Raw genomic sequence first — 19,292 nt, 5'->3', positions numbered from 1 at the left:
ATCACCGGATGGTCTTGATGGCTTGAATCTGGGGCGTTGCGTTCGCGGCCTGGGTCAGGGTGCGGACGATGGCGCGGCGCGCGAGCGGGATCTTGAAGGCGTTGTGCCCGGAGCTTTGGGCCTCCTTGAGCAGAATGTCCGCGGCGCGGCCGAATGTCTGGGGATCCGGCGCCTGCCCGCGCAGCGCCTCCTCGGCAGCCTGGTTGCGCCACGGCTTGTGGGCGACACCACCGAGCGCCAATCGCGCTTCGCGGATCTGGCCGCCGTCGAGCGCGAGCGCAGCGGCAACTGAGACCAGCGCGAACGCATAGGACAGGCGATCGCGGATCTTCAGATAGCTGTGATTCGAAGCAAAGCCCCGCGGCGGCAGCTCGATCGCGGTGATGATCTCGTCGGCACGCAGCGTGTTGTCGAGATCCGGACGGTCGCCAGGCAGCCGGTGGAAATCGGCGAAGGCGATGAGGCGCTCGCTGGAGGCGCCTGTAACATGCACCGTGGCGCCGAGCGCGGCCAGCGCGACGCACATGTCGGAGGGATGGGTCGCGATGCAGTCGGCGCTGGTGCCGAGGATGGCGTGGCCTCGGTTGAGGCCATCGATGGCCGAGCAGCCGGCGCCGGGCGTGCGCTTGTTGCAGGGCGTGGCGACGTCGTAGAAATAGGCGCAACGTGTCCGCTGCAGCAGGTTGCCGCCGGTCGAGGCCATGTTGCGCAGTTGCGCCGAGGCGCCGGCGAGGATCGCGCTCGCCAGCAGCGGATAGCGGCTCTCGATGACCGGGTGATAGGCCAGCGTGCTGTTCGGCACCAGCGCGCCGATCCTGACGCCGCCGGCGCTCGTCTCCTCCACCTTCGTCAACGGCAGGCGGCTGATGTCGATCAGCTGACGCGGCTGCTCGACGTGATACTTCATCAGGTCGATCAGGTTGGTGCCGCCGGCGATGAACCTGGCTTCCGGCACCGCCGCCTTGAGCTTGACGGCCTCGGCGACATCGCTCGCGCGGGCATAGTCGAAATTGTTCATCGTCCTCCTCCCATCGCCTGTTCGATGGCGCCGACGATGTTCGGATAGGCGCCGCAACGGCAGATGTTGCCGCTCATCAGCTCGCGGATCTCCTCCTTCGTCTTCGCCCTGCCCTCGGCGATCAGGCCGGCCGCCGAGCAGATCTGGCCCGGCGTGCAATAGCCGCACTGGAAGGCGTCGTGATCGATGAAGGCCTGCTGCAGCGGGTGCAGCTCATCACCCTTGGCGAGTCCCTCGATGGTCGTGATCTCGGCGCCATCCTTCATGACCGCGAGCGTCAGGCAGGAGAGCACGCGGCGGCCGTCGATCAGCACGGTGCAGGCGCCGCACTGGCCGTGATCGCAGCCCTTCTTGGTGCCGGTGAGATCGAGATGGTTGCGCAGGAGATCGAGCAGCGTGGTCCAGGGCGCCACCGGCAGGGTACGCAATTCGCCGTTGATCTGAAGCGTGACGGACAGAGGCGCAGGCCTGGAAAGGGGTAAGGCATTCTCGCGCGACGCGCTCATGCGGGATCTCCATTGACGGACCCGCATCAACCCGCGATGGCGCCAATGGTTCGCAACAATTTTTCAGCAGCGGCCAGCGGGACTTGCCCAGGCCAGCACGTGCAAAGGGCGGACGGTGCAACCGCCTGGTCGGTCGCGTCGCCGTCCGGCTCAAGCGGCGCGGCCGAGCCACGCCCGCATTTTCTCCGCCAGGCTGCGGCGGCGCGGTCCGTCCTGCGCCTCGTCATCGACGGCGGCCGCATCCTCAGGCGGCATGGCCTCAGCGCCGGGATCAAGCCCGTCCTCACTTTGGCGGCTCACATCGGCATCCGGCGCGACCGGGGTGGGCAGCAGCGACTTGATCGCGGCGGCGACCGCTTCGATGCGCTCGAGGTCGGCGGGCTCGCGTTCCATCGCTACGGGTTCGGCCGGCAGCGGGGCTAGGTCCGCCTCCACCGACATAGCCGTCGTCTCCAAGACGATCGGTTCGGATTGATCGAGGCCGGGCGCCGCAGCCGCAAGCACGGCTTCGGCGGGCTGCTCGCCCTGCACGTCGATCGCGAGGTCGGCGATCTCCGGCGCCGGGGCGGGCTGCTCTACGATCCGGCTGCGGCGCTTCCTGGCCGTTGCAGGCTTTGCCGCGAGCGCCGCCGTCTCCACCGCGGGCTTCTCGACCGGCTTCTTGTCAGCGGCGGTCTTCGCCGCCACCTCGGGCGCGGACTTCGCTTTGGTCTTGCGGATCAGGCCTGCCAGCGCGTAGGGCCCGACAGTCTCCAGGAAGGTCTTCTCATGGTCGCGCGACAGCCGCCCCACTGCCGCATCGAGCGGCAGCCAGTCGACGGCGCGGACATCGTCCATCAGCGGCTGCGACGGCTCGCCGGCCGCTTCCATGCGCCAGTAGTGCACGACCTTGGAGCGCGTGCCCGTGTCGTAGACCAGGGTGCCGAGGAATTCATGCACGGTGACCTTGTGGCCGGTCTCCTCCAGCACCTCGCGCTTGGCGGCGTCGCGGGGCGTCTCGCCATCGTCGAGCTTGCCTTTCGGCAGCACCCATTCGTCACGCTTGCGCAGGCGCACGACCGCGATGCGCGGCGGCTGTTCCCGCCGCAGCACGATGCCACCTGCCGCCATGATCGGCGCTCTCGCCATCGCCTCTCCCGAGCCGCAACGACCGCAACTCCCGCGGTCTGATTCGTCAGTTGAACGCTCCGATATAGGACTGCGCAACGACGAAATCGAGATTGCGCAGGCAGGGACCCGACATTCATCCGGCGGCGACGCGCCTGCGCCACAGTGGCTGGCCGGCGCGAATGCGGGCGCCCTCCGTGACATTGGGACAGAACGTGAAGTCGCCCGGCGCGAGCAGGATGATGGTCGAGCCGTGCTCGAACCAGCCGAGCTCGTCTCCCTTGCGCACATTGTTGTGACAGGGGTAGGCGAGCGGCCGCTCGGTCTGCGCGTTCAATACGCGGTCGAGCGCATGCAGGCGGATGCTCGCGACCAGGATCGCCGCCACCGGCACGATCGTGAACGGCTCGCCCGAGGCGAGATGCGTGCGGATCACGGCGCGCTCGTTCTTGCAGAACAGCCGCTCGACCCGCTTCAGCGCGATCGGATTGACGTTCCAGACGTCGCCATGGATCAGGCTGACATGCTCGAGCGTCATGTCGTAGGGCGCATGGAAGCGGTGATACATGCTCGACGTGAGACGCAAGGTGACGAAGCAGCCGTTGCGGTGGGTGTCGACCACGGCGGGATCGGCGACGAGCTCGCGCAATGAATAGGGTGCGCCCTTGATCTGATAGAGCTCGCCGTCGCGGATCAGGCCGTGGGCGCCGATGATACCGTCCGACGGGCTCGTGACGATGGCAGGATCGGGATCGAACGGCCGCAGGCCGGGCTTCAGCTCGCGCGTGAAGCAGGCGTGCAGGCTCTTGAAGCGGTTCTCCTTGGCCTCGGAGAGATCGAGGTCGGAGAACAGCTTCCACAGCGCGATCGAGGCGTCGCGGACCAGCGGATTCTCGATCTTGGAGAACCAGCCCATGAAACGGGTCAGCGCGGCGCGCGGCACGCGGTTGGTGAGCAGGAAGTTGAGGTCTTCCTGTTGGGTGACGGAGGCGATCAGGCTTTTGACTGTCATGAATCTGTCAGCAGGAGTGGTTAGCGCTTTTGGACATGATGGAAAACTCGATTCCTTATGTATCGCTCGCCGTTGGCGCTGCCGTGACGGCCGCCATGGCCCCGAAGGTCAAGGCCCGCATCGAGCTGTCGCGCGCCAAGCACCGCTCGCTGGCCGGCCATTCCAAGATGTCGCGCCGGATCTCCAGGCTGATCCCGCGCTATGAGTTCGAGATCGACGACTTCTTCCGCTCCGACGGCGCGCCGCAGGCGATCGCCACGAAGCGCCAGGACGGCTTCTTCCGACTCGGCGCGTTGTTCCAGGAGAGGTTCGCCAAGAGCCGCGCGCTGACGGCGGAGGCCGCAAGCCGCATCTCCGACCTGCAGTTCACCCAGAGCTACCGGGTCCCCTTCCAGTACAGCCGTCTGGTCAAGGAGCAGCTCGGCGCCGGCTCGTTCATGCAGGCCTCCTCGGGCGTCACCCTGACCGATCTCGACGGCAACCGGTTCTACGACCTCACCGGTTCCTACGGCGTCAACATCTTCGGCTACGACTTCTACAAGGAGTGCATCGCAGCCGCCGAGCGGCGCGCGAGCGCGCTCGGCCCGGTGCTCGGGCTCTATCACCCGGTCGTCGCCGACAACGTAAAGCGCCTGACCGAGCTGTCCGGCATGGACGAGGTCTCGTTCCACATGTCCGGCACCGAGGCGGTGATGCAGGCGGTGCGGCTCGCGCGCTACCACACCGGTCGCAGCCATCTGGTGCGTTTCGCCGGCGCCTATCATGGCTGGTGGGGCGACGTGCAGCCCGGCGTCGGCAATCCGATTGCGCCGCACGAGACCTACACGCTCGCCGAAATGTCCGAGCGAACCCTGCATGTCCTGCGTACCCGCCGCGACATCGCCTGCGTGCTGGTCAATCCGCTGCAGGCGCTGCATCCGAACGGCAACGCGCCTGGCGATTCCGCGCTGGTCGATTCCTCGCGCAAGGGGAAGTACGACCGCGAGGCCTACACCGCCTGGCTGAAGCAGCTGCGCGATGTCTGCACGGAACGGGGCATCGTGCTGCTGTTCGACGAAGTCTTCCTCGGCTTCCGGCTCGCTCCGGGCGGCGCACAGGAGTATTTCGGCATCACAGCCGACATGGTCACCTACGGCAAGAGCCTCGGCGGCGGACTGCCGATTGGCGTCGTCTGCGGCAAGCGCGAATTGATGCGCCGCTTCCGCGACGACCGCCCGGCCGACATCTGCTTCGCGCGCGGCACCTTCAACTCGCATCCTTACGTGATGGCGGCAATGGACGAGTTCCTGAGCCGGCTCGACAGCCCGAACTTCCGCGCCATCTATGACGGGCTGGACGAGACCTGGAACGGCCGTGCCGCGCAGCTCAACGCGGAGCTCACCGCCAAGGAGCTGCCGGTGCGCGTCTCCAATCTGCAGTCGATCTGGCTGGTCGAGTACACCGTGCCGTCGCGCTACAATTGGATGCTGCAATACTATCTGCGCGCCGAGGGCTTGGCGCTGAGCTGGGTCGGCACCGGCCGCTTCATCTTCAGCCTGAACTACACCGACGCCGATTTCGCCGAGGTGACCAGGCGCTTCGTCTCGGCGGCCGAGAAGATGAAGCAGGATGGCTGGTGGTGGAACGACGGCACACTCACCAACAAGGCGATCAAGCGCCAGATCCTGAAGGAAATGCTTGGCGCCGCGTTCGGGCGCTGAGGCCAGCGCCTCCCCCGCTTGCGAGGGAGGTCGGCGGGCTCGCAGAGCCCGACGGGTGGGGGCCGCGGCACGACGCACTCTCACGATCAGCGGAGCAAGCCTGCCCCCTCCCCGACCCTCCCCCGCAAGCGGGAGAGGGGGCGCACTGCCCTTGCCGCGACAGCCTGCGTTCAACATCGACAGCCCCCACAAACACCGATGCCCGGGACCGGCCCGGGCATCGCGCAACTCCGACGCATCGGTCCGATCAGGCGTGCTGCTCCTCGAGGGTCTCGCCCATGAGATGCAGGCCCGGATCGATCAGCTCGCCGCGCAGCAGCGCCAGTGGCGCCGAGCGGTACTGCATGAAGTCGTTGAACGGGTCGGTGATGATCTTGGTCATCCAGACGAGGCCGGTCTCGACATCGCGGATGAAGAACAAATGGATGGTGCGGAACAGCAGGCCGCCGATGCCGATCACGAGCCAGAGCTTGGCGGTTTCGCGGACGAACTCCATCGCCGTGGTCCAGGGCGGCAGCAGGCCGAACAGGGTCGGCTGCAGATACAGCACCACGGGGGCCGCGGCCCAGATCGACATCAGCACGACCTTGCGCTGCAGATTGTAGCCGACCTTGATCTCTTCCTTGTGCTCGTGGGTCGCCTGGTTGACGTGGTCGTAGCCCTTCGGCTCGAAGAAGAAGTGGCCCGCCTGGCGCGAGGTCATCGACACCAGCCAGCCGATCAGCGCCGAGACCAGCGGATCGAACACCATCATCACGTAGGCGATCATGAAGCTGAGCGCGCTGACAAAGTGCAGGCTCTGATTGATACGGCTGTGATGATAGTAGCGATGGTCGTCCCAGCGCTGGATCCGCAGCTGCTCCAGGAAATGCTTGATCATGGTTGCTCCGAAGAATGAGTTGCAGGTCGTGTACAGGGATTCGGTGTAGATGGTGTGACATCATCAAGATGTCACACGATCGGACGCAGTGAAACGTTTTGGACTACGGAGAACGCCGCAGCGGCGGTAGACGGTGGCCGCGGCTTCAAGCCGCGGCAGCACGCTCCAGCTTGCGGAAACGGACCAGCGAGAAATGGCCGAGCGGCGGGATCAGCCGGCGCTCGACCAGCTCCATGCGCTGCGCTCCGGCGAGCCAGCGCATGTAGCGCGACCAGCCGAATTCGGCGGTGCGGAAGCCGAGGCGGCGCACGACCGGCTGCAACGCCTGCTCGATCACGCGGCGCATGCCGGCATCGGCGCTGACGCGGGTCAGGATGATCAATTCGCCGCCCGGGCGCAGGACGCGGGCGAACTCATCGAGCGCGACCTCCGGGTTCGGCACCGCGGTGACGACATATTGCGCCATCACGACGTCGAACGAATCGTCGGGGAAATCGAGCTGCTCCGCGTCCATCACCGCAAGCCCCTCGACGTTCTTCAGCCGCTGGTCGGCGACGCGGCGCATCGCCTTGCCGAGCATCGCCTCGGAGATGTCGGTGCCGAACACGCGCACATGCGGCGCATAGAGCGGCAGCGAAATGCCGGTGCCGACACCGACCTCGAGCACGCGGCCGCCGAGCTTGTTGGTGGCCGATATCGCGGCCTGGCGGCCCTTCTCGAACACGCCGCCGAACACGAGGTCGTAGATCGGCGCCCAGCGGTCATAGGCCTGCTCGACCTGCTCGCGATCGAAGTCGAGCTCCCGCGCGCCGTCGAGCTTCATGGTTTCTGCCATCGTTACATCTCACTTGGTTTGGAATTGATCGAGTGACGCAAGATCCGCCGTCAGCTGCGCACCGCGCTCTGGCCGGCCAGCACCGGGGTCGGTCGCACGACGCGGGACGGCTGCAGCACGGCGAGATTGCCGATGAACTGGCGCGCGCTGTTCTCCCAGGAGCGGTCGAGCGCGAACGCCCGGCAGGTCTCGCGCGACATCGTCAGCGCCTTCAGGCACGCCGCGCGCAGATCCCAGTCGATCGCCCCGATCGGATGGTCGGCGATGACGTCGAGCGGACCGGTCACGGGGAAGGCCGCGACCGGCGTGCCGCACGCCAGCGACTCCAGCTGCACCACGCCGAACGTATCGGTCAGGCTGGGAAACACGAAGACGTCGGCGGCCGCCATGTGCGCGGTCAGGTCCTTGCCGGTCTTCTCGCCGAGGAAATGCGCGGTGGGGAAGCGACGCTCGAGCTCCGCCTTCTGCGGACCGTTGCCGATCACGACCTTCGAGCCCGGCAGGTCCAGCGACAGGAACGCCTCGAGGTTCTTCTCGACCGCGACACGGCCGACGGTCATGAACACCGGGCGCGGCAAATCGAGCGTGACCGGCTCATCCGGATTGAACAGTTTCGTATCGACGCCGCGGGTCCAGAAACCCAGCTTCTTGAAGCCGCGCGACGCGAGGTCCTGCTTCAGCGAATTGGTCGCCACCATGGTCATCGCGGCCGCATCGTGGAAGCGGCGCATCACCCAGTAGCCGACGGCATCGGGAATGCCGGTGCGCACCGAGACATACTCAGGGAAGCGCGTCGTGTAGGACGTCGTGAACGGCAGGCCGTGGCGCAGGCAGTAGCGGCGCACCGCCCAGCCGATCGTGCCTTCGGTGGCGATATGGATCGCATCGGGTGCTGCGGCCTCGATGCGGCGGGCGATCTCGCGGCCGTTGGTCACGGCGAGGCGCAGGCCCGGATAGGTCGGCACGCCAAACGACGGAAACCCCTCCGGCGTGAGGAATGTGATGTCGGCGCCGAGGCCTGTGGCCGCGCGCGCCAGCGAGGTGAGCGTGCGCACGACGCCGTTGACCTGAGGGTGCCAGGCGTCGGTTGCGATTAAGATCCGCATAAGGCGATCCGGAAAGTTGCAGCGATTCTGAACAGCCGCAAAATCCGACATTGTTATTTCAGGCGTGTGACGTCATCGAACTGTCGAAGGGTCTTTTTGCCCGCAACTGCTGTTTTCCCCGCGATCCGTGGCCGTCTCGTGCGGGCGCTGTCGTGAAACCGTCATGAAACAAACGGTTAAGCCGACGAAACCGTTTTGCGTGCAGCGCGCAAACGCAACGAAACTTTTCTCCCCTATGAGTTGCAGCATCGGGCGTTGGTCAATGCGCCGCAAAGAATGATGACAGGCAACTGATTTTGACGACGCCGGCCGAGACAAGCACGGCGCGCACCAAGCGATCAAACGAGGGGACGTCCATGGTCACGCCGGGCACAGTGTATTCGTCATCCCGCATTCTCTTTGGTGTACTCGTCGCATCCGCAATCGTGGCGGCGACGCCGACGCAGGCCGCGCCTCCGGCCCCGCTTCCCTTCCCGTTCCTGCTGCCGCCGCCGATGGCGGCCTATGAGCCGCCGGCGACGGCGCCGCAACTGATCACACCGCGCGAGTACGAGGCGACCGCCTATGAGTTGCCGGCGCGGCTGCGCCGCCAGGTCGTGAGCTATTCGACTCGCGAGGCGCCGGGCACGGTCGTGATCGATACGCCTAACAAGTACCTCTACTACGTGCTCGGCAGCGGCCAGGCAATGCGCTACGGCATCGGCGTCGGCCGCGACGGCTTCACCTGGTCGGGCGTGCAGTCGGTGACCAGGAAGGCGGAATGGCCGGACTGGACGCCGCCGCCGGAGATGATCGCACGCCAGCCATATCTGCCGCGTCACATGGCCGGCGGTCCCGGCAATCCGCTCGGCGCCCGCGCGATGTATCTCGGCGGCACCGTCTACCGCATCCACGGCACCAACGCGCCGGAGACGATCGGCACCCATGTGTCGTCGGGCTGCATCCGCCTGACCAACCAGGACGTGATCGACCTCTATTCCCGCGTCAGCGTCGGCGCCAAGGTGATCGTGCTGCCGATGGAGCGCCGCGCCGATCTCGGCCGCATGACACGCTAGCCCGCGCCGCTCGTTCCTTCCTCCGGATCCTCCCTGACTGGACCGCCGAGGCCCAAAAGCCGCGGCGGTCATTTCTTTGCGCGCATGTCGGCGTTCACCATCACGGCCGATTGATGATGATCCGCGTCACGGGCTGCCCTGGCGCGCCTCCGTCCGGCCCTGTAAGCTCGGCAATCTTGTATTAACCGCGATCTCGCCGCTTCCGGCATGGGCCGGCGTGGCAGCTGGAGTCCGTGGATCCGACATGAACCTTCCGACACCGCGACCGGATTGGCAGAGCAGGCCGCATCCGCTCGCCCCGAGAACGCAGCCTCCGCCGCGGCGCTCGCCGCCCCGGCTGCGGCTGATCCTGATCGGCGCCGCCGGCCTTGCCGCCATCGTGCTGGTCGGCATCATCATCGTGGAGGTGTTTCTGTTCTCGGGCAGCACGCCGGCGCCGCAGCTGACCCAACTGCCGCCGCTGCCGCCGGCCACGCGCAATTCGATCATCATGACGCCGGTCTCGATCTCGCTCGGCGCGATTCGCGACGCCGCCGAAAAGGCCACGCCGCGCAATTTCGCCGGCAAGGCCGACAATCCCGTCAACCAGATCCTGCAGAATGCCGACATCGGCTGGACCGTCACCCGCGGCGCCATCGCCGCCACCGGCACCCAGGACACTCTGTCGCTGGCGACGCCGCTCTCGGGCCGGCTGAACGTCACCGGATCGCTGTCCGCCAAAGCAACCGGCGCGCTCGGCGACGCCATCGGCGGCCTGCTCGGCTCGGATGCGGCCAAGCAGATCGGCGGCATCAACATCAAGAATCTGAACGCCACCGCCGACATCAAGGGCAACGTGCTGATCGCGATGCGGCCGCGGCTGGCCGCCGCCTGGTATGTCGAGCCGAACTTCACCGCCCAGGTCAATCTCGGCGACACCGCGCTGACCGTCGCCGGCGCCCGCGTCAACGTGCCCGCGCAGATGAAGCCGGTCATCGACAAGACCGTCAACGACCAGCTCAGCGCGCTCAGCGACAGGCTGCGCAAGGACCCGACCGTGCGGCGCGTGGCGCAGGCGCAGTGGGCCCGCGCCTGCCGCTCGGTGCCGCTTCAGGGCACCACGCCGGGACTGCCCGCGGTCTGGCTCGAGATCAAGCCGACACGGGCGCTGGCCGCGCAGCCCGCGATCGATGCCAACGCCGTCAGCGTCACCATGGGAATCGAAGCGGAGACCCGGGTCACGGCCGCCGAGACCAAGCCGGAGTGTCCGTTCCCGGACAAGATCACGATCATTCCACCCACCGCCGGCGCCATCAACGTCGCGGTTCCGATCGACGTCCCGTTCACCGAGCTCAGCAAGCTCGTCGACTCGCAGCTCGCCGGGCGGACGTTCCCCGAGGACGGCTCCGGCCCGGTCGCGGTCACGGTGAAGCACGCGACCGTCGTGCCCTCGGGCAACCGGCTGCTGATCTCGCTGCAGGTGAAGGGCAAGGAGAAGGAGAGCTTCTTCGGCCTCGGCGCCGACGCGACCGTGCACATCTGGGGACGCCCCATGGTCGATCAGGCGCAGCAGATCCTGCGGCTGTCGGACCTGCAGCTCGCCGTCGAATCCGACGCGGCGTTCGGCCTGCTCGGCGCCGCCGCGCGCGCCGTGGTGCCGCATCTGCAGCGCGCGCTGCTGGAACGTTCGGTGGTCGATCTCAAGCCTTTCGCCGACAACGTCCGCGACAAGATCGCGACCGCGGTCGCCGAGCTGCAGAAGAACGAGAACGGCATCCGCGTCGATACCGACATCAACAACCTCGCTTTGACCGACATCGCCTTCGACGCCACCGTGCTGCGCGTGATCGCCTCGGCGGAGGGCACGATGTCGGTTCGAGTCAATACGTTGCCGGGACTGTGACAGGCCGTTTCGGAATGTCGCATCCCGTCGCTGCGGGCGTTCGGATCGTGCAACGACCGGCAACGATTCAATCGGGCCTGACCTGGTCTGCGGCCACTCACGAATGTCCGCACCGTTTCCGGTAACCCGATGCAGCCGCATCGCGCGAGCGTGCTGCGGCCCCGAGGCCATACGTTTCGCGAGGCTTGACGCGCCCTCACGGAAGCCGCAACACGGCGCAGGGAGAGATTGTCGGGCCTTGTCCGCGCGCCCGTCGCAGGAAACATTCCGTAACAAAATTCTTCGCAAAACGCCGCGATTCTAGGTCACTTGTCGGTATGGCCCAGACACAACCACACATTCTTGTCGTCGAGGACGACCGCGAGACGCGGACGCTGATCGCGAAATATCTGCGCAACAATGCCTGTAACGTGACCACCGCGACCGACGGCCGCGAGATGACCCGCATCATGGGCGACCACCGTGTCGATCTCCTGATCCTCGACGTCATGCTGCCCGGCGAGGACGGCCTGACCTTGTGCCGCAAGCTGCGCGCGGAATCGCAAGTGCCGATCATCATGCTCACCGCGCGCGGCGAGGACGTCGACCGCATCCTCGGATTGGAGATGGGCGCCGACGACTATCTGCCAAAACCGTTCAATCCGCGCGAGCTGCTCGCCCGCATCAACGCGGTGCTGCGCCGACAGGCGGCCGCGATGACGGCGAGCGCAACCGAAGGCGCGACCGCGCTGAGCTTCCTCGGCTGGACGATCGACTTCCGGCTCCGCGAACTACGCAATCCCGAAGGCGCGCGCGTCGCGATGACGAGCGCCGAATTCGATCTGCTCCGCACCTTCTGCGAGCGGCCGGGCCGCGTGCTGTCGCGCGACAGCCTGCTCGACCTGACGCAGGGCCGCAGCGCCGGCTCGTTCGAGCGCTCGATCGACGTGCTGGTCAGCCGCATCCGCCGCAAGATCGAGCCGGACCCGCAGGAGGCCACCATGATCAAGACCGTGCGCTCCGGCGGCTACATGTTCACGCCCGTCGTCGAGGTGGTGACCGGCCCGCAAAGCCATTGACCGGCCGGATCGAATGGCGATGTCATGATGTCGTTCGGCTTTCTCAACCTCAAGGGAATCCGCGGCCAGATCACGGCGCTGGTGGCCATTTCGATCGTGGCGCTCCATGCCATCATCACGGCGACGTTCCTGATCTATCGCGCCGAGCAGCCCGACCCCGAAAACGAAGTCGGGCCGTTTCAGCTCGCGACCGCCATCCGCATTCTTGGACGCGCGCCCGCTGCCGAACGGCCGCGACTGATCTCCGACATTGCCCGCGCCTATCCCGAGTTCGAGCTCAAGCCTCACGCGGGACCTCTGCCGGATGGCCGCCGGCGCGAGCCGGCCGGCCCCGACGTCGAGGCCGGGACCGGTGGCGACGAGCGCCACCCGGCGCCTCAGGAGATGGCCGACGGACGGCCTCACGGTCCAGGCGGCTTTCGCGGCCTTGGCCCCGGCTATCGCATCTTCATGCCGCCGCCCGGCTCCCAGACGCGCACCGTCGTCTTCGCCCTTCCCGACGGCAACATGGTCTCTGCGCGGATGGCCGACCGGCCACACCGGCCACCGTTCTGGGGCGCCCCATGGCTGACGACGATCATGTTCGCGCTGATCAGCACGACACTGCTCGGCCTGTGGGCGGCCCGTGCGCTGACCTCACCGCTGTCGAGCTTCGCGAAGGCTGCCGAGAGCTTCAGCCTCGATGGCGATGCCACTGCCCTGCCCGAGCGCGGACCGGAAGAGATCCGGTCGCTGGCGCGCGCCCTGAACCGGATGCGCCAACGCATCACGGCGCTGATGAACGACCGGACCAAGATGCTGGCGGCCATCAGCCACGATCTGCGGACACCGCTGACCCGCATGCGGCTGCGCTGTGAGTTCGTCGAGGACGAACTGCAGCGCAATCGCATGCTGGCCGATCTCGATCAGATGCATGCGATGCTGGGCTCGGTGCTGTCATTCTTGCGCAACGGCCGCAAGCTCGAGCCGACGACGCTGGTCGATATCGCGAGCATCCTGCAGCTCGTCGCCGACCAGTTCGCCGATGTCGGCCACAGCGTCACCTATGTCGGCCCGGCGCACGCGATGGCGACGGTGCGGCCCGACGACCTGATGCGTTCGGTCACCAACCTGGTCGAGAACGCCGTGAAGTACGGCAAGGAAACCGTGATCAGACTGTCGGCGTCGGGGAAGTGCCTGACGATCGACGTGGAGGATGACGGACCGGGGATCGCCGATGCGCGCAAGCCCGACATGCTAGAGCCGTTCGTGCGCGGCGACGATGCCCGCAACATGGACGAGGCCACCGGGTTCGGCCTGGGCCTCTCGATCGCGAAGGCGATCGTCCAGGCGCATGGCGGCGAGCTGTCATTGCACGATCGCAAGCCGCGCGGGCTGATCGCCCGCATCGAGCTGCCGCTCGGCCAGACCACCTTGCGCCCCGCAGCATGACGCGCGAACGCGCCCGGACGGATCCGGGCGCGCCGCGATCGAGACGATCGACTAATCGTCTGTGACGCCGTTACTCCGAGTACTTGAACTCGGGCATCGCCTTGAGCTGGTCCTTGGTCGCGTTGATCATCGCATGGTCGGGATACCAGCGGTTCTTCGAGCTCATCGACGAGGACGACGTGCCGGTGGCGGCACCGGTCGTCGTGGTCGAAGCCGGCGGGTTGGTCGACGAGGTCGTGCCAGAAGCCGGAGCGTTGGAAGCCGTGGTCGCCTGCACCGGCTGATCCGAGAACTTCACCTGGTCGAAAGAGACCGCGACGAGGTGCTCGCCCATGCCGAGGAAGCCGCCGACGCCGATCACGACGCCCTTGACCGCGCCGCTCTTGTCGACCAGCAGGTCGTCGATCGAGCCGACGTTCTCGTTGTTGTTGTTGTAGACCTTGACGCCGACGAGCTTCGAGCTGCGCCAGTCGCCCTGATAGGACGCAGCGGTGGTGTTGCTCTTGATCGTGGTGCTGGTCGTGGTGGTGGTGCTCTCCGCAGCGAAGGCGGCGGTCGCGAGCAGCAGGGAACCGGCGAGGCCGGCCGCAACAGTCTTCATCACCATGTGGTGTCTCCTCTCAGTGAATGGTGACGAGAGAACGGCAATGGACAGTCGGCGTTCCCAGGGAACCACGATTTCGTCACGCTGCGCGACAAGCGGTCTCACTGCGACGCGGAAGTGTTAGTTTGTGACGGTTCGGGTGGACATGGCTGACGTCGTCAGTACGGTATGACGCAGGTGCGTGGAGCTTGTTAGCTGCTGACCGCGGTGACGGTCGGCTCCCTCTCCCTGTTCTTACGGGGAGAGGGTTGGGGTGAGGGGCAGCCGCGGGTGGTGGGCATGGTGAGACCTGTACCCCCCTCACCCGGATTGCATCTTCGATGCAATCCGACCTCTCCCCGCTTGCGGCAGGGCGATCGCATATGGTGAAAGAGGCTGGGCGCGCCGTCTTTTCGCGACCATCCTTCGAGACGCCCGCCTTCGGCGGGCTCCTCAGGATGAGGGCCTTTCTCCGCCGCAAAGCTGTTGAACCTCATGGTGAGGAGCGGCGCTCTTGCGACGCGTCTCGAACCATGAGGCCATGAAGGTTCCGCCCAGGAAAACCATATGCGATCGCCCAGCCGCAAGCGGGGAGAGGTCGAGCGGAGCAAGCCGCAATCGCCGTACTCACATCGGCATCAACCGATAGACCATCTGTTCAGCATTCCGTCCAAGCCAATTGAATTGCTCGGCTGCGGGACGCCTACCCCTACGCCGCCATCGCGCCGTCCTGATCGACGGACTCGGCATAGAAGGCGATGGTTTCGTACCGATAGTCGCAGAGGCGGCAGTACCAGAGATAGGCGGTGCGGCGGCCGTCCTTTTCGACCCAGGACGGCAATGCGATCGCCTCGCCACATTGGGCGCAGGGACTGTTTCGCGGCAGATCCACGACGCGAACCGTGGATGGCGTCGCGTCGATGTCGAATGAACGGTCAATGCTGGGTGAATGATCGTCGGCTGCCTTCACGGCCATGACGCGCTCCCTCTCTGTTCAGTCTTCTTGAATGAGTCAGGTTGAATGAGTCAGGCATGCTGTCGAACTGACGGCCGCGATCTTACCCACGCGGCGGCGGATTTGCACGCGCCGGGATGCCGCGCGACATCCGACCTCACGCGGATGGGATCGACGTCTTTGATTCAATTGCCGCCGGAGGTGACCGCCGGTTCCGCGACATGGCGGGCGCCCGCCTTGCGCAGATGGATGGTGGCGATGTCGTCGGCATAGACCTTCTGCCAGCCGTCGACGTGATCGAGCAGCTTGGTCGCAGCACTTTGCGTGCGCAGCAGGGTCGCCTCGATGTCGTAGTCCTTGAGCAGGCGGAACAGATTGTCCGGCTCCATCAGGCCGGAGGCGGCATTGTGGTCGACGAAGAACTTCTCGCCATAGAGCTCGGTGCGGCCGTCGATGAACGGTGCGACACCGGCTGAGATCAGGTAGCCGCCGAAATCATAGTCGTTGAGCACCCGCGTGAGGTTGAGCTTCTTCAGCTCGGTCACGGCCGCGACGGGGGTGCCGCGCATGTTCGGCGCGTAGTTCAGGATCGCGGCCGACGCGATGGTGCCGGCGCCGAGCGCGAGCATCACTGCCGCCGTCAGCGCCGCGCCCGGCACGCGCGCCTGCGGCAGCACGGGCGACGCGCCCGCCTGCCGCGCCAGAGGCGCGGCGAGCACCAGCGGGCCCACCAGCGCCAGGATCTCCGCCGCGCGCGCCTGCGCCAGCGCCATGTGCAGCAGGCCGAGCAGCATGAGGATGCGCACCGTCGGCAGCCTGAGGCCATGGAACAGCGCGAACCCGATGGCGATCAGCAGGCAGATCTCGAACGGACCTAGCCCCTGGAAATCGGTCGCCTTCCATTCCACGATCAGCGGCAGCGCCTGACCCAGCGAGAGGATCTTCTGCGACGCCAGCAGCGCATTCCAGCCATAGGGCGTGCAGCAGCTCGCCGCCAGCGCGAGCGCTGCAAACCCGGCCCAGCGCAGCGCGAGGCTACGGCGGGCCGAGGCATCGGCATTGACCAGCGCGTCGAGCGCGGCGGGCGCGATGAAAAACAGGCCGAACACGAATCCGCCATGCAGATTGGCCCACAGCGCAATCAGCAGCACCAGCAGCCATGGCGGCGCGGCCTTGCGATCGGCGGCATCGACAAGTCCGGCGATCCAGGCCACCAGGATCGGAAACGCCAGCACATGCGGCCGCGCCAGCAGATGCGGCAGGCAGAGCAGGAACGCCGCGACCACGAACACCAATGTCGTGGCATCGCGCAGATGCCGGCCGAGAGCGCGCGCCAACAGCGCGAAGGACAGCGCGGTCGCCGAGGCCGCCAGCACCACCGGCCCGGTCCAGCCGGCGAACCTGTAAGCGGCGGCATAGGCGACCTGCGCCAGCCACTGCGTGGAGATCCAGGGCGCGCCGCGCATGGTGAAGGAATAGACGTCGACCTCGGGCACCGCGCGGTGGTCGATGATCCACTGCCCCACCGTGATCTGCCACAGCGTGTCGGGATCGTTGAGCAGCCGGTTGCCGGCGATCAACAGCAGCGCATAGACGCCGGCGCCGACCCATAGTGGCAGCAGCGCCGGCGCGCGCCCGGCGGTCGCTTCGGAATGGGTGACGGACAGCGTCATCGCGGCAGGGCCCCGTTGGCGGAATTGCTCCGCCAGCCAAGCATGCACGGTCTAATTCGCGGTAAACCCGCCGGAGCATCCGCACTTGCCCGGCGTCTTCGCCTCATTCTTGCCACATTATCGCCCGGCGTTTGCACCAATTACGGTGTGCAAAGTGTTAAGCGCGTGCTGGGGGGCTGCTCGGCATGCGTGTGGTTCCCGGGGGATCCTGACACATGAGACGTCTTGTGCTGACGGCCTGCATTGCAGGCTTCGCGATGGCTGGTCCCGTGCCGTTCGCAATGGCTGCCGACGATGCGAGCACCGCATCGGACAGTGCAGCCAAGCCGAAGGCCGGCAAGGTCAAGCTCGCCCATGTCCGCTCCGACGGCACCAGGGAGCTGGCCGCACGCAGCGCGGTGACCAAGGCCGCGCGCGAGGTCGAGGCGATCGAGGCCGTCAGCAGCGCCGACACCTCGCCGCCGATGGACGCCAATGCCTCAGCGCCCGCCGACACCGACGCCATCCCGGCCGCTGCGGCCGAGCCCCGCGACGCCGAGCGCAGGGCGGCCGAGACCAAGCCGCGCCACATCGACACCGGCCATCCGCACATCGACGCGCTGGTGGCGGTGCACGCCGCCGCCAACAACATTCCGGAATCGCTGATCCACCGCGTCATCGTGCGCGAGAGCAAATACCAGAAGGACCTGGTCGGCCGCTGCGGCTGCATCGGCCTGATGCAGATCAAGCTCGGCACCGCGCGCGGCCTCGGCTACACCGGCGACGCGCAGGGCCTGCACGATCCGAACACCAATCTCACCTATGGCGTGCGCTATCTCGCCGGCGCCTACCGTGCCGCCCACGGCGACCACGACCGCGCCGTGCTCTACTTCGCCAGGGGCTACTACGAGGAGGCCAAGCGGCAGCGCCTCGCCGACGCGCGGCCCGCCGGCCGCTCCGAGCGGATGAGCGGCCCGCTCGACATCACCCCGAAAATCGCGACCGGCCGCCACGCGCGGGCGCACTGACGGCGCTTGGTTCCTTACCGCCCCAAACTGTCTTTCCGTGACACTCCGTTGACACGGGGCCGTATCGGTCTATTTTAAGCGCGTTCCGAGGGGAGCTCCGAGGGGGAGCTGAGATACCGCAGCGTGATGCGGTGACCCTTTGAACCTGATCCGGGTCATGCCGGCGAAGGGACAGGGATGCAGCAGACAACCACGCGCGGGGATGTTCCCGTATCCATCATCGGTGCAGGCATCGCAGGTGCCTGGCAGGCGCTTCTGCTCGCGCGCGCGGGCCGCGAGGTCACCCTGCACGAGCGCAGCGATTCCGACCTGATGCTCTCCACCAGCCATTGGGCCGGCGGCATGCTGGCGCCCTATTGCGAGAGCGAGGTCGCCGAGCCCATCATCAGCCGGCTCGGGCTCGCCTCGCTCGACATCTGGCGGCGCGAGCTGCCGGATACGCCGTTCAACGGCTCGCTGGTGATCGCGCATGCCCGCGACCGCGCCGATTACGACCGCTTCGCCCGCCGCACCTCCGGCTATCAGCGGCTCGACGCGCAGCAGCTTGCCGCGCTGGAGCCGTCGCTGGAGGGGCGCTTCCGCGAGGGCCTGTTCTATCCGACCGAGGGCCATGTCGAGCCGCGCCGCGTGCTGCCGAAGCTGCATCAGCGCATCGTCGAGGCCGGCGGCCGGGTGCTGTTCAACAGCGACGTCACGGCCGATGATCTCGACGGCCTCGTGATCGACTGCCGCGGGCTGGAGGCGCGCGACGCCGAGCCCGAGCTGCGCGGCGTCAAGGGCGAGATGATCCTGATCGAGACCGCCGAGGTGCAGCTCGCGCGGCCGGTGCGGCTGATGCATCCGCGCTTCCCGCTCTATCTGATCCCGCGCGAGGACAACCTGTTCATGCTGGGGGCGACCTCGCTCGAGGCCGAGGACACCGGCGTCAGCCTGCGCTCGGCGCTGGAATTGCTCGGCGCCGCCTACTCGGTGCATCCGGCGTTCGGCGAGGCGCGCATCCTCGAATTCGGCTCGGGGCTGCGGCCGGCCTATCCCGACAATCTGCCGCGCATCACCATCAAGGGCGAGCGCGAGATCCGCGTCAACGGCCTCTATCGCCACGGCTTCCTGATCGCGCCCGCCTTGGCTCAGGCGACCTTGAACTACCTCGCGCACGGCCAGATCGACAACGAGGTGATGCGATGCGCGTGACCGTCAATGGCGAGGCCCGCGACATCAACGCGACCAGCGTGACTGCGCTGTTGTCCGAGCTGGACTACGAGGGCACCCATTTCGCCATCGCGCTGAACTACGACGTCGTGCCGAAGAGCCGCTGGGCGGAGACCGCGCTCAAGGCCGGCGACGAGATCGAGATCATCACCCCCCGGCAGGGAGGGTGAGCGATGGCCGTGAGACCCGCGCTCGCCCGCCACTTGCAGCTGTCGTCCCTGCGAAAGCAGCGACCCATAGCCCCCGGCCGCGGTGATAGCGCCGCGGCAACCACC

The 19,292-nt window shown here is 66.9% G+C and carries 18 protein-coding genes and 1 riboswitch; of the genes, 8 read left to right on the top strand and 10 right to left on the bottom strand.

The window, feature by feature from the left end:
• Position 1: 1 nt before the first annotated feature.
• The 4 genes from QW845_RS26105 to asd form a co-directional block, all read right to left on the bottom strand.
• Positions 2–1,018 carry a xanthine dehydrogenase family protein subunit M gene (locus QW845_RS26105; RefSeq protein ID WP_315804388.1) on the bottom strand — a complete coding sequence of 339 codons (1,017 nt, stop codon included), beginning with the start codon at positions 1,016–1,018 and terminating at the stop codon, positions 2–4.
• Positions 1,015–1,524, bottom strand: coding sequence for a (2Fe-2S)-binding protein (locus QW845_RS26100; protein WP_315804387.1), 510 nt, complete (start codon positions 1,522–1,524; stop codon positions 1,015–1,017). Before QW845_RS26100 ends, QW845_RS26105 begins: the two co-directional genes overlap by 4 nt.
• A 150-nt stretch (positions 1,525–1,674) precedes the next feature.
• Complete coding sequence (locus tag QW845_RS26095; RefSeq protein WP_315804386.1) at positions 1,675–2,652, bottom strand: NUDIX hydrolase; 978 nt, start codon at positions 2,650–2,652, stop codon at positions 1,675–1,677.
• A gap of 115 nt (positions 2,653–2,767) precedes the next feature.
• On the bottom strand, positions 2,768–3,643 hold the full coding sequence (gene asd, locus QW845_RS26090) for an archaetidylserine decarboxylase (protein ID WP_315804385.1): 876 nt from the start codon (positions 3,641–3,643) through the stop codon (positions 2,768–2,770).
• Between the two features lie 35 nt (positions 3,644–3,678).
• Between asd and QW845_RS26085 the strand changes: the two genes are divergently transcribed.
• On the top strand, positions 3,679–5,343 hold the full coding sequence (locus tag QW845_RS26085; RefSeq protein WP_409997969.1) for an aminotransferase class III-fold pyridoxal phosphate-dependent enzyme: 1,665 nt from the start codon (positions 3,679–3,681) through the stop codon (positions 5,341–5,343).
• Between the two features lie 247 nt (positions 5,344–5,590).
• Here QW845_RS26085 and QW845_RS26080 read toward each other — a convergent pair whose 3' ends face one another.
• From QW845_RS26080 to QW845_RS26070, 3 genes are all read right to left on the bottom strand, one after another.
• Positions 5,591–6,223, bottom strand: a complete 633-nt coding sequence (locus QW845_RS26080) for a hypothetical protein (protein WP_315804384.1) — start codon at positions 6,221–6,223, stop codon at positions 5,591–5,593.
• 145 nt (positions 6,224–6,368) lie between these two features.
• Positions 6,369–7,058, bottom strand: coding sequence for a class I SAM-dependent methyltransferase (locus QW845_RS26075; RefSeq protein ID WP_315804383.1), 690 nt, complete (start codon positions 7,056–7,058; stop codon positions 6,369–6,371).
• A gap of 50 nt (positions 7,059–7,108) precedes the next feature.
• Complete coding sequence (locus QW845_RS26070) at positions 7,109–8,164, bottom strand: glycosyltransferase family 1 protein (RefSeq protein ID WP_315804382.1); 1,056 nt, start codon at positions 8,162–8,164, stop codon at positions 7,109–7,111.
• Positions 8,165–8,520: 356 nt separating this feature from the next.
• Here QW845_RS26070 and QW845_RS26065 point away from each other — a divergent pair, with 356 nt between their 5' ends.
• The 4 genes from QW845_RS26065 to QW845_RS26050 all read left to right on the top strand — a co-directional run bounded on the left by QW845_RS26065 (position 8,521) and on the right by QW845_RS26050 (position 13,590).
• Complete coding sequence (locus tag QW845_RS26065) at positions 8,521–9,219, top strand: L,D-transpeptidase (RefSeq protein WP_315804381.1); 699 nt, start codon at positions 8,521–8,523, stop codon at positions 9,217–9,219.
• 244 nt (positions 9,220–9,463) lie between these two features.
• Entirely contained in the window at positions 9,464–11,101 is a 1,638-nt protein-coding gene (locus tag QW845_RS26060; protein ID WP_315804380.1) for a DUF4403 family protein, read from the top strand.
• 317 nt (positions 11,102–11,418) lie between these two features.
• Positions 11,419–12,159 carry a response regulator gene (locus QW845_RS26055; protein WP_315717811.1) on the top strand — a complete coding sequence of 247 codons (741 nt, stop codon included), beginning with the start codon at positions 11,419–11,421 and terminating at the stop codon, positions 12,157–12,159.
• A 24-nt stretch (positions 12,160–12,183) separates the two neighbouring features.
• A complete protein-coding gene (locus tag QW845_RS26050; protein ID WP_315804379.1) occupies positions 12,184–13,590 on the top strand; it encodes an ATP-binding protein in 1,407 nt (468 codons plus the stop codon).
• Positions 13,591–13,660: 70 nt separating this feature from the next.
• Here the strand turns inward: QW845_RS26050 and QW845_RS26045 are convergent, their stop codons facing one another.
• The 3 genes from QW845_RS26045 to QW845_RS26035 all read right to left on the bottom strand — a co-directional run bounded on the left by QW845_RS26045 (position 13,661) and on the right by QW845_RS26035 (position 16,801).
• A complete protein-coding gene (locus tag QW845_RS26045) occupies positions 13,661–14,197 on the bottom strand; it encodes a PRC-barrel domain-containing protein (RefSeq protein WP_315804378.1) in 537 nt (178 codons plus the stop codon).
• Between the two features lie 685 nt (positions 14,198–14,882).
• On the bottom strand, positions 14,883–15,149 hold the full coding sequence (locus QW845_RS26040; RefSeq protein ID WP_315804377.1) for a hypothetical protein: 267 nt from the start codon (positions 15,147–15,149) through the stop codon (positions 14,883–14,885).
• A 164-nt stretch (positions 15,150–15,313) separates the two neighbouring features.
• Positions 15,314–16,801, bottom strand: coding sequence for a hypothetical protein (locus tag QW845_RS26035; protein WP_315804376.1), 1,488 nt, complete (start codon positions 16,799–16,801; stop codon positions 15,314–15,316).
• Between the two features lie 215 nt (positions 16,802–17,016).
• Between QW845_RS26035 and QW845_RS26030 the strand changes: the two genes are divergently transcribed.
• The 3 genes from QW845_RS26030 to thiS all read left to right on the top strand — a co-directional run bounded on the left by QW845_RS26030 (position 17,017) and on the right by thiS (position 19,187).
• Entirely contained in the window at positions 17,017–17,808 is a 792-nt protein-coding gene (locus QW845_RS26030) for a lytic transglycosylase domain-containing protein (protein ID WP_315804375.1), read from the top strand.
• Between the two features lie 78 nt (positions 17,809–17,886).
• Positions 17,887–17,998: riboswitch (TPP riboswitch) on the top strand.
• On the top strand, positions 17,986–18,999 hold the full coding sequence (locus QW845_RS26025; RefSeq protein WP_315804374.1) for an FAD-dependent oxidoreductase: 1,014 nt from the start codon (positions 17,986–17,988) through the stop codon (positions 18,997–18,999). Its footprint overlaps the riboswitch before it by 13 nt.
• Entirely contained in the window at positions 18,990–19,187 is a 198-nt protein-coding gene (gene thiS, locus QW845_RS26020) for a sulfur carrier protein ThiS (RefSeq protein ID WP_315804373.1), read from the top strand. The genes QW845_RS26025 and thiS overlap by 10 nt, the downstream gene beginning before the upstream one ends.
• Positions 19,188–19,292: the final 105 nt, after the last annotated feature.

This window comes from Bradyrhizobium sp. SZCCHNS3002 (assembly GCF_032377435.1).
In the GTDB taxonomy this organism is placed as follows: Bacteria; Pseudomonadota; Alphaproteobacteria; order Rhizobiales; family Xanthobacteraceae; genus Bradyrhizobium.
This window is presented reverse-complemented; position numbering and strand designations above follow the sequence as displayed.

What these genes read in the sequence shown, in the direction of transcription:
- QW845_RS26085 (WP_409997969.1), top strand. Translation starts at nt 3,679, where the DNA reads ATGATGGAAAACTCGATTCCTTATGTATCGCTCGCCGTTGGCGCTGCC.
- QW845_RS26075 (WP_315804383.1), bottom strand. Translation starts at nt 7,058, where the DNA reads ATGGCAGAAACCATGAAGCTCGACGGCGCGCGGGAGCTCGACTTCGAT.
- QW845_RS26025 (WP_315804374.1), top strand. Translation starts at nt 17,986, where the DNA reads ATGCAGCAGACAACCACGCGCGGGGATGTTCCCGTATCCATCATCGGT.
- QW845_RS26065 (WP_315804381.1), top strand. Translation starts at nt 8,521, where the DNA reads ATGGTCACGCCGGGCACAGTGTATTCGTCATCCCGCATTCTCTTTGGT.
- thiS (WP_315804373.1), top strand. Translation starts at nt 18,990, where the DNA reads ATGCGCGTGACCGTCAATGGCGAGGCCCGCGACATCAACGCGACCAGC.
- QW845_RS26050 (WP_315804379.1), top strand. Translation starts at nt 12,184, where the DNA reads ATGATGTCGTTCGGCTTTCTCAACCTCAAGGGAATCCGCGGCCAGATC.
- QW845_RS26105 (WP_315804388.1), bottom strand. Translation starts at nt 1,018, where the DNA reads ATGAACAATTTCGACTATGCCCGCGCGAGCGATGTCGCCGAGGCCGTC.
- QW845_RS26030 (WP_315804375.1), top strand. Translation starts at nt 17,017, where the DNA reads ATGAGACGTCTTGTGCTGACGGCCTGCATTGCAGGCTTCGCGATGGCT.
- QW845_RS26095 (WP_315804386.1), bottom strand. Translation starts at nt 2,652, where the DNA reads ATGGCGAGAGCGCCGATCATGGCGGCAGGTGGCATCGTGCTGCGGCGG.
- QW845_RS26045 (WP_315804378.1), bottom strand. Translation starts at nt 14,197, where the DNA reads ATGGTGATGAAGACTGTTGCGGCCGGCCTCGCCGGTTCCCTGCTGCTC.
- QW845_RS26080 (WP_315804384.1), bottom strand. Translation starts at nt 6,223, where the DNA reads ATGATCAAGCATTTCCTGGAGCAGCTGCGGATCCAGCGCTGGGACGAC.
- QW845_RS26060 (WP_315804380.1), top strand. Translation starts at nt 9,464, where the DNA reads ATGAACCTTCCGACACCGCGACCGGATTGGCAGAGCAGGCCGCATCCG.
- asd (WP_315804385.1), bottom strand. Translation starts at nt 3,643, where the DNA reads ATGACAGTCAAAAGCCTGATCGCCTCCGTCACCCAACAGGAAGACCTC.
- QW845_RS26040 (WP_315804377.1), bottom strand. Translation starts at nt 15,149, where the DNA reads ATGGCCGTGAAGGCAGCCGACGATCATTCACCCAGCATTGACCGTTCA.
- QW845_RS26100 (WP_315804387.1), bottom strand. Translation starts at nt 1,524, where the DNA reads ATGAGCGCGTCGCGCGAGAATGCCTTACCCCTTTCCAGGCCTGCGCCT.
- QW845_RS26035 (WP_315804376.1), bottom strand. Translation starts at nt 16,801, where the DNA reads ATGACGCTGTCCGTCACCCATTCCGAAGCGACCGCCGGGCGCGCGCCG.
- QW845_RS26055 (WP_315717811.1), top strand. Translation starts at nt 11,419, where the DNA reads ATGGCCCAGACACAACCACACATTCTTGTCGTCGAGGACGACCGCGAG.
- QW845_RS26070 (WP_315804382.1), bottom strand. Translation starts at nt 8,164, where the DNA reads ATGCGGATCTTAATCGCAACCGACGCCTGGCACCCTCAGGTCAACGGC.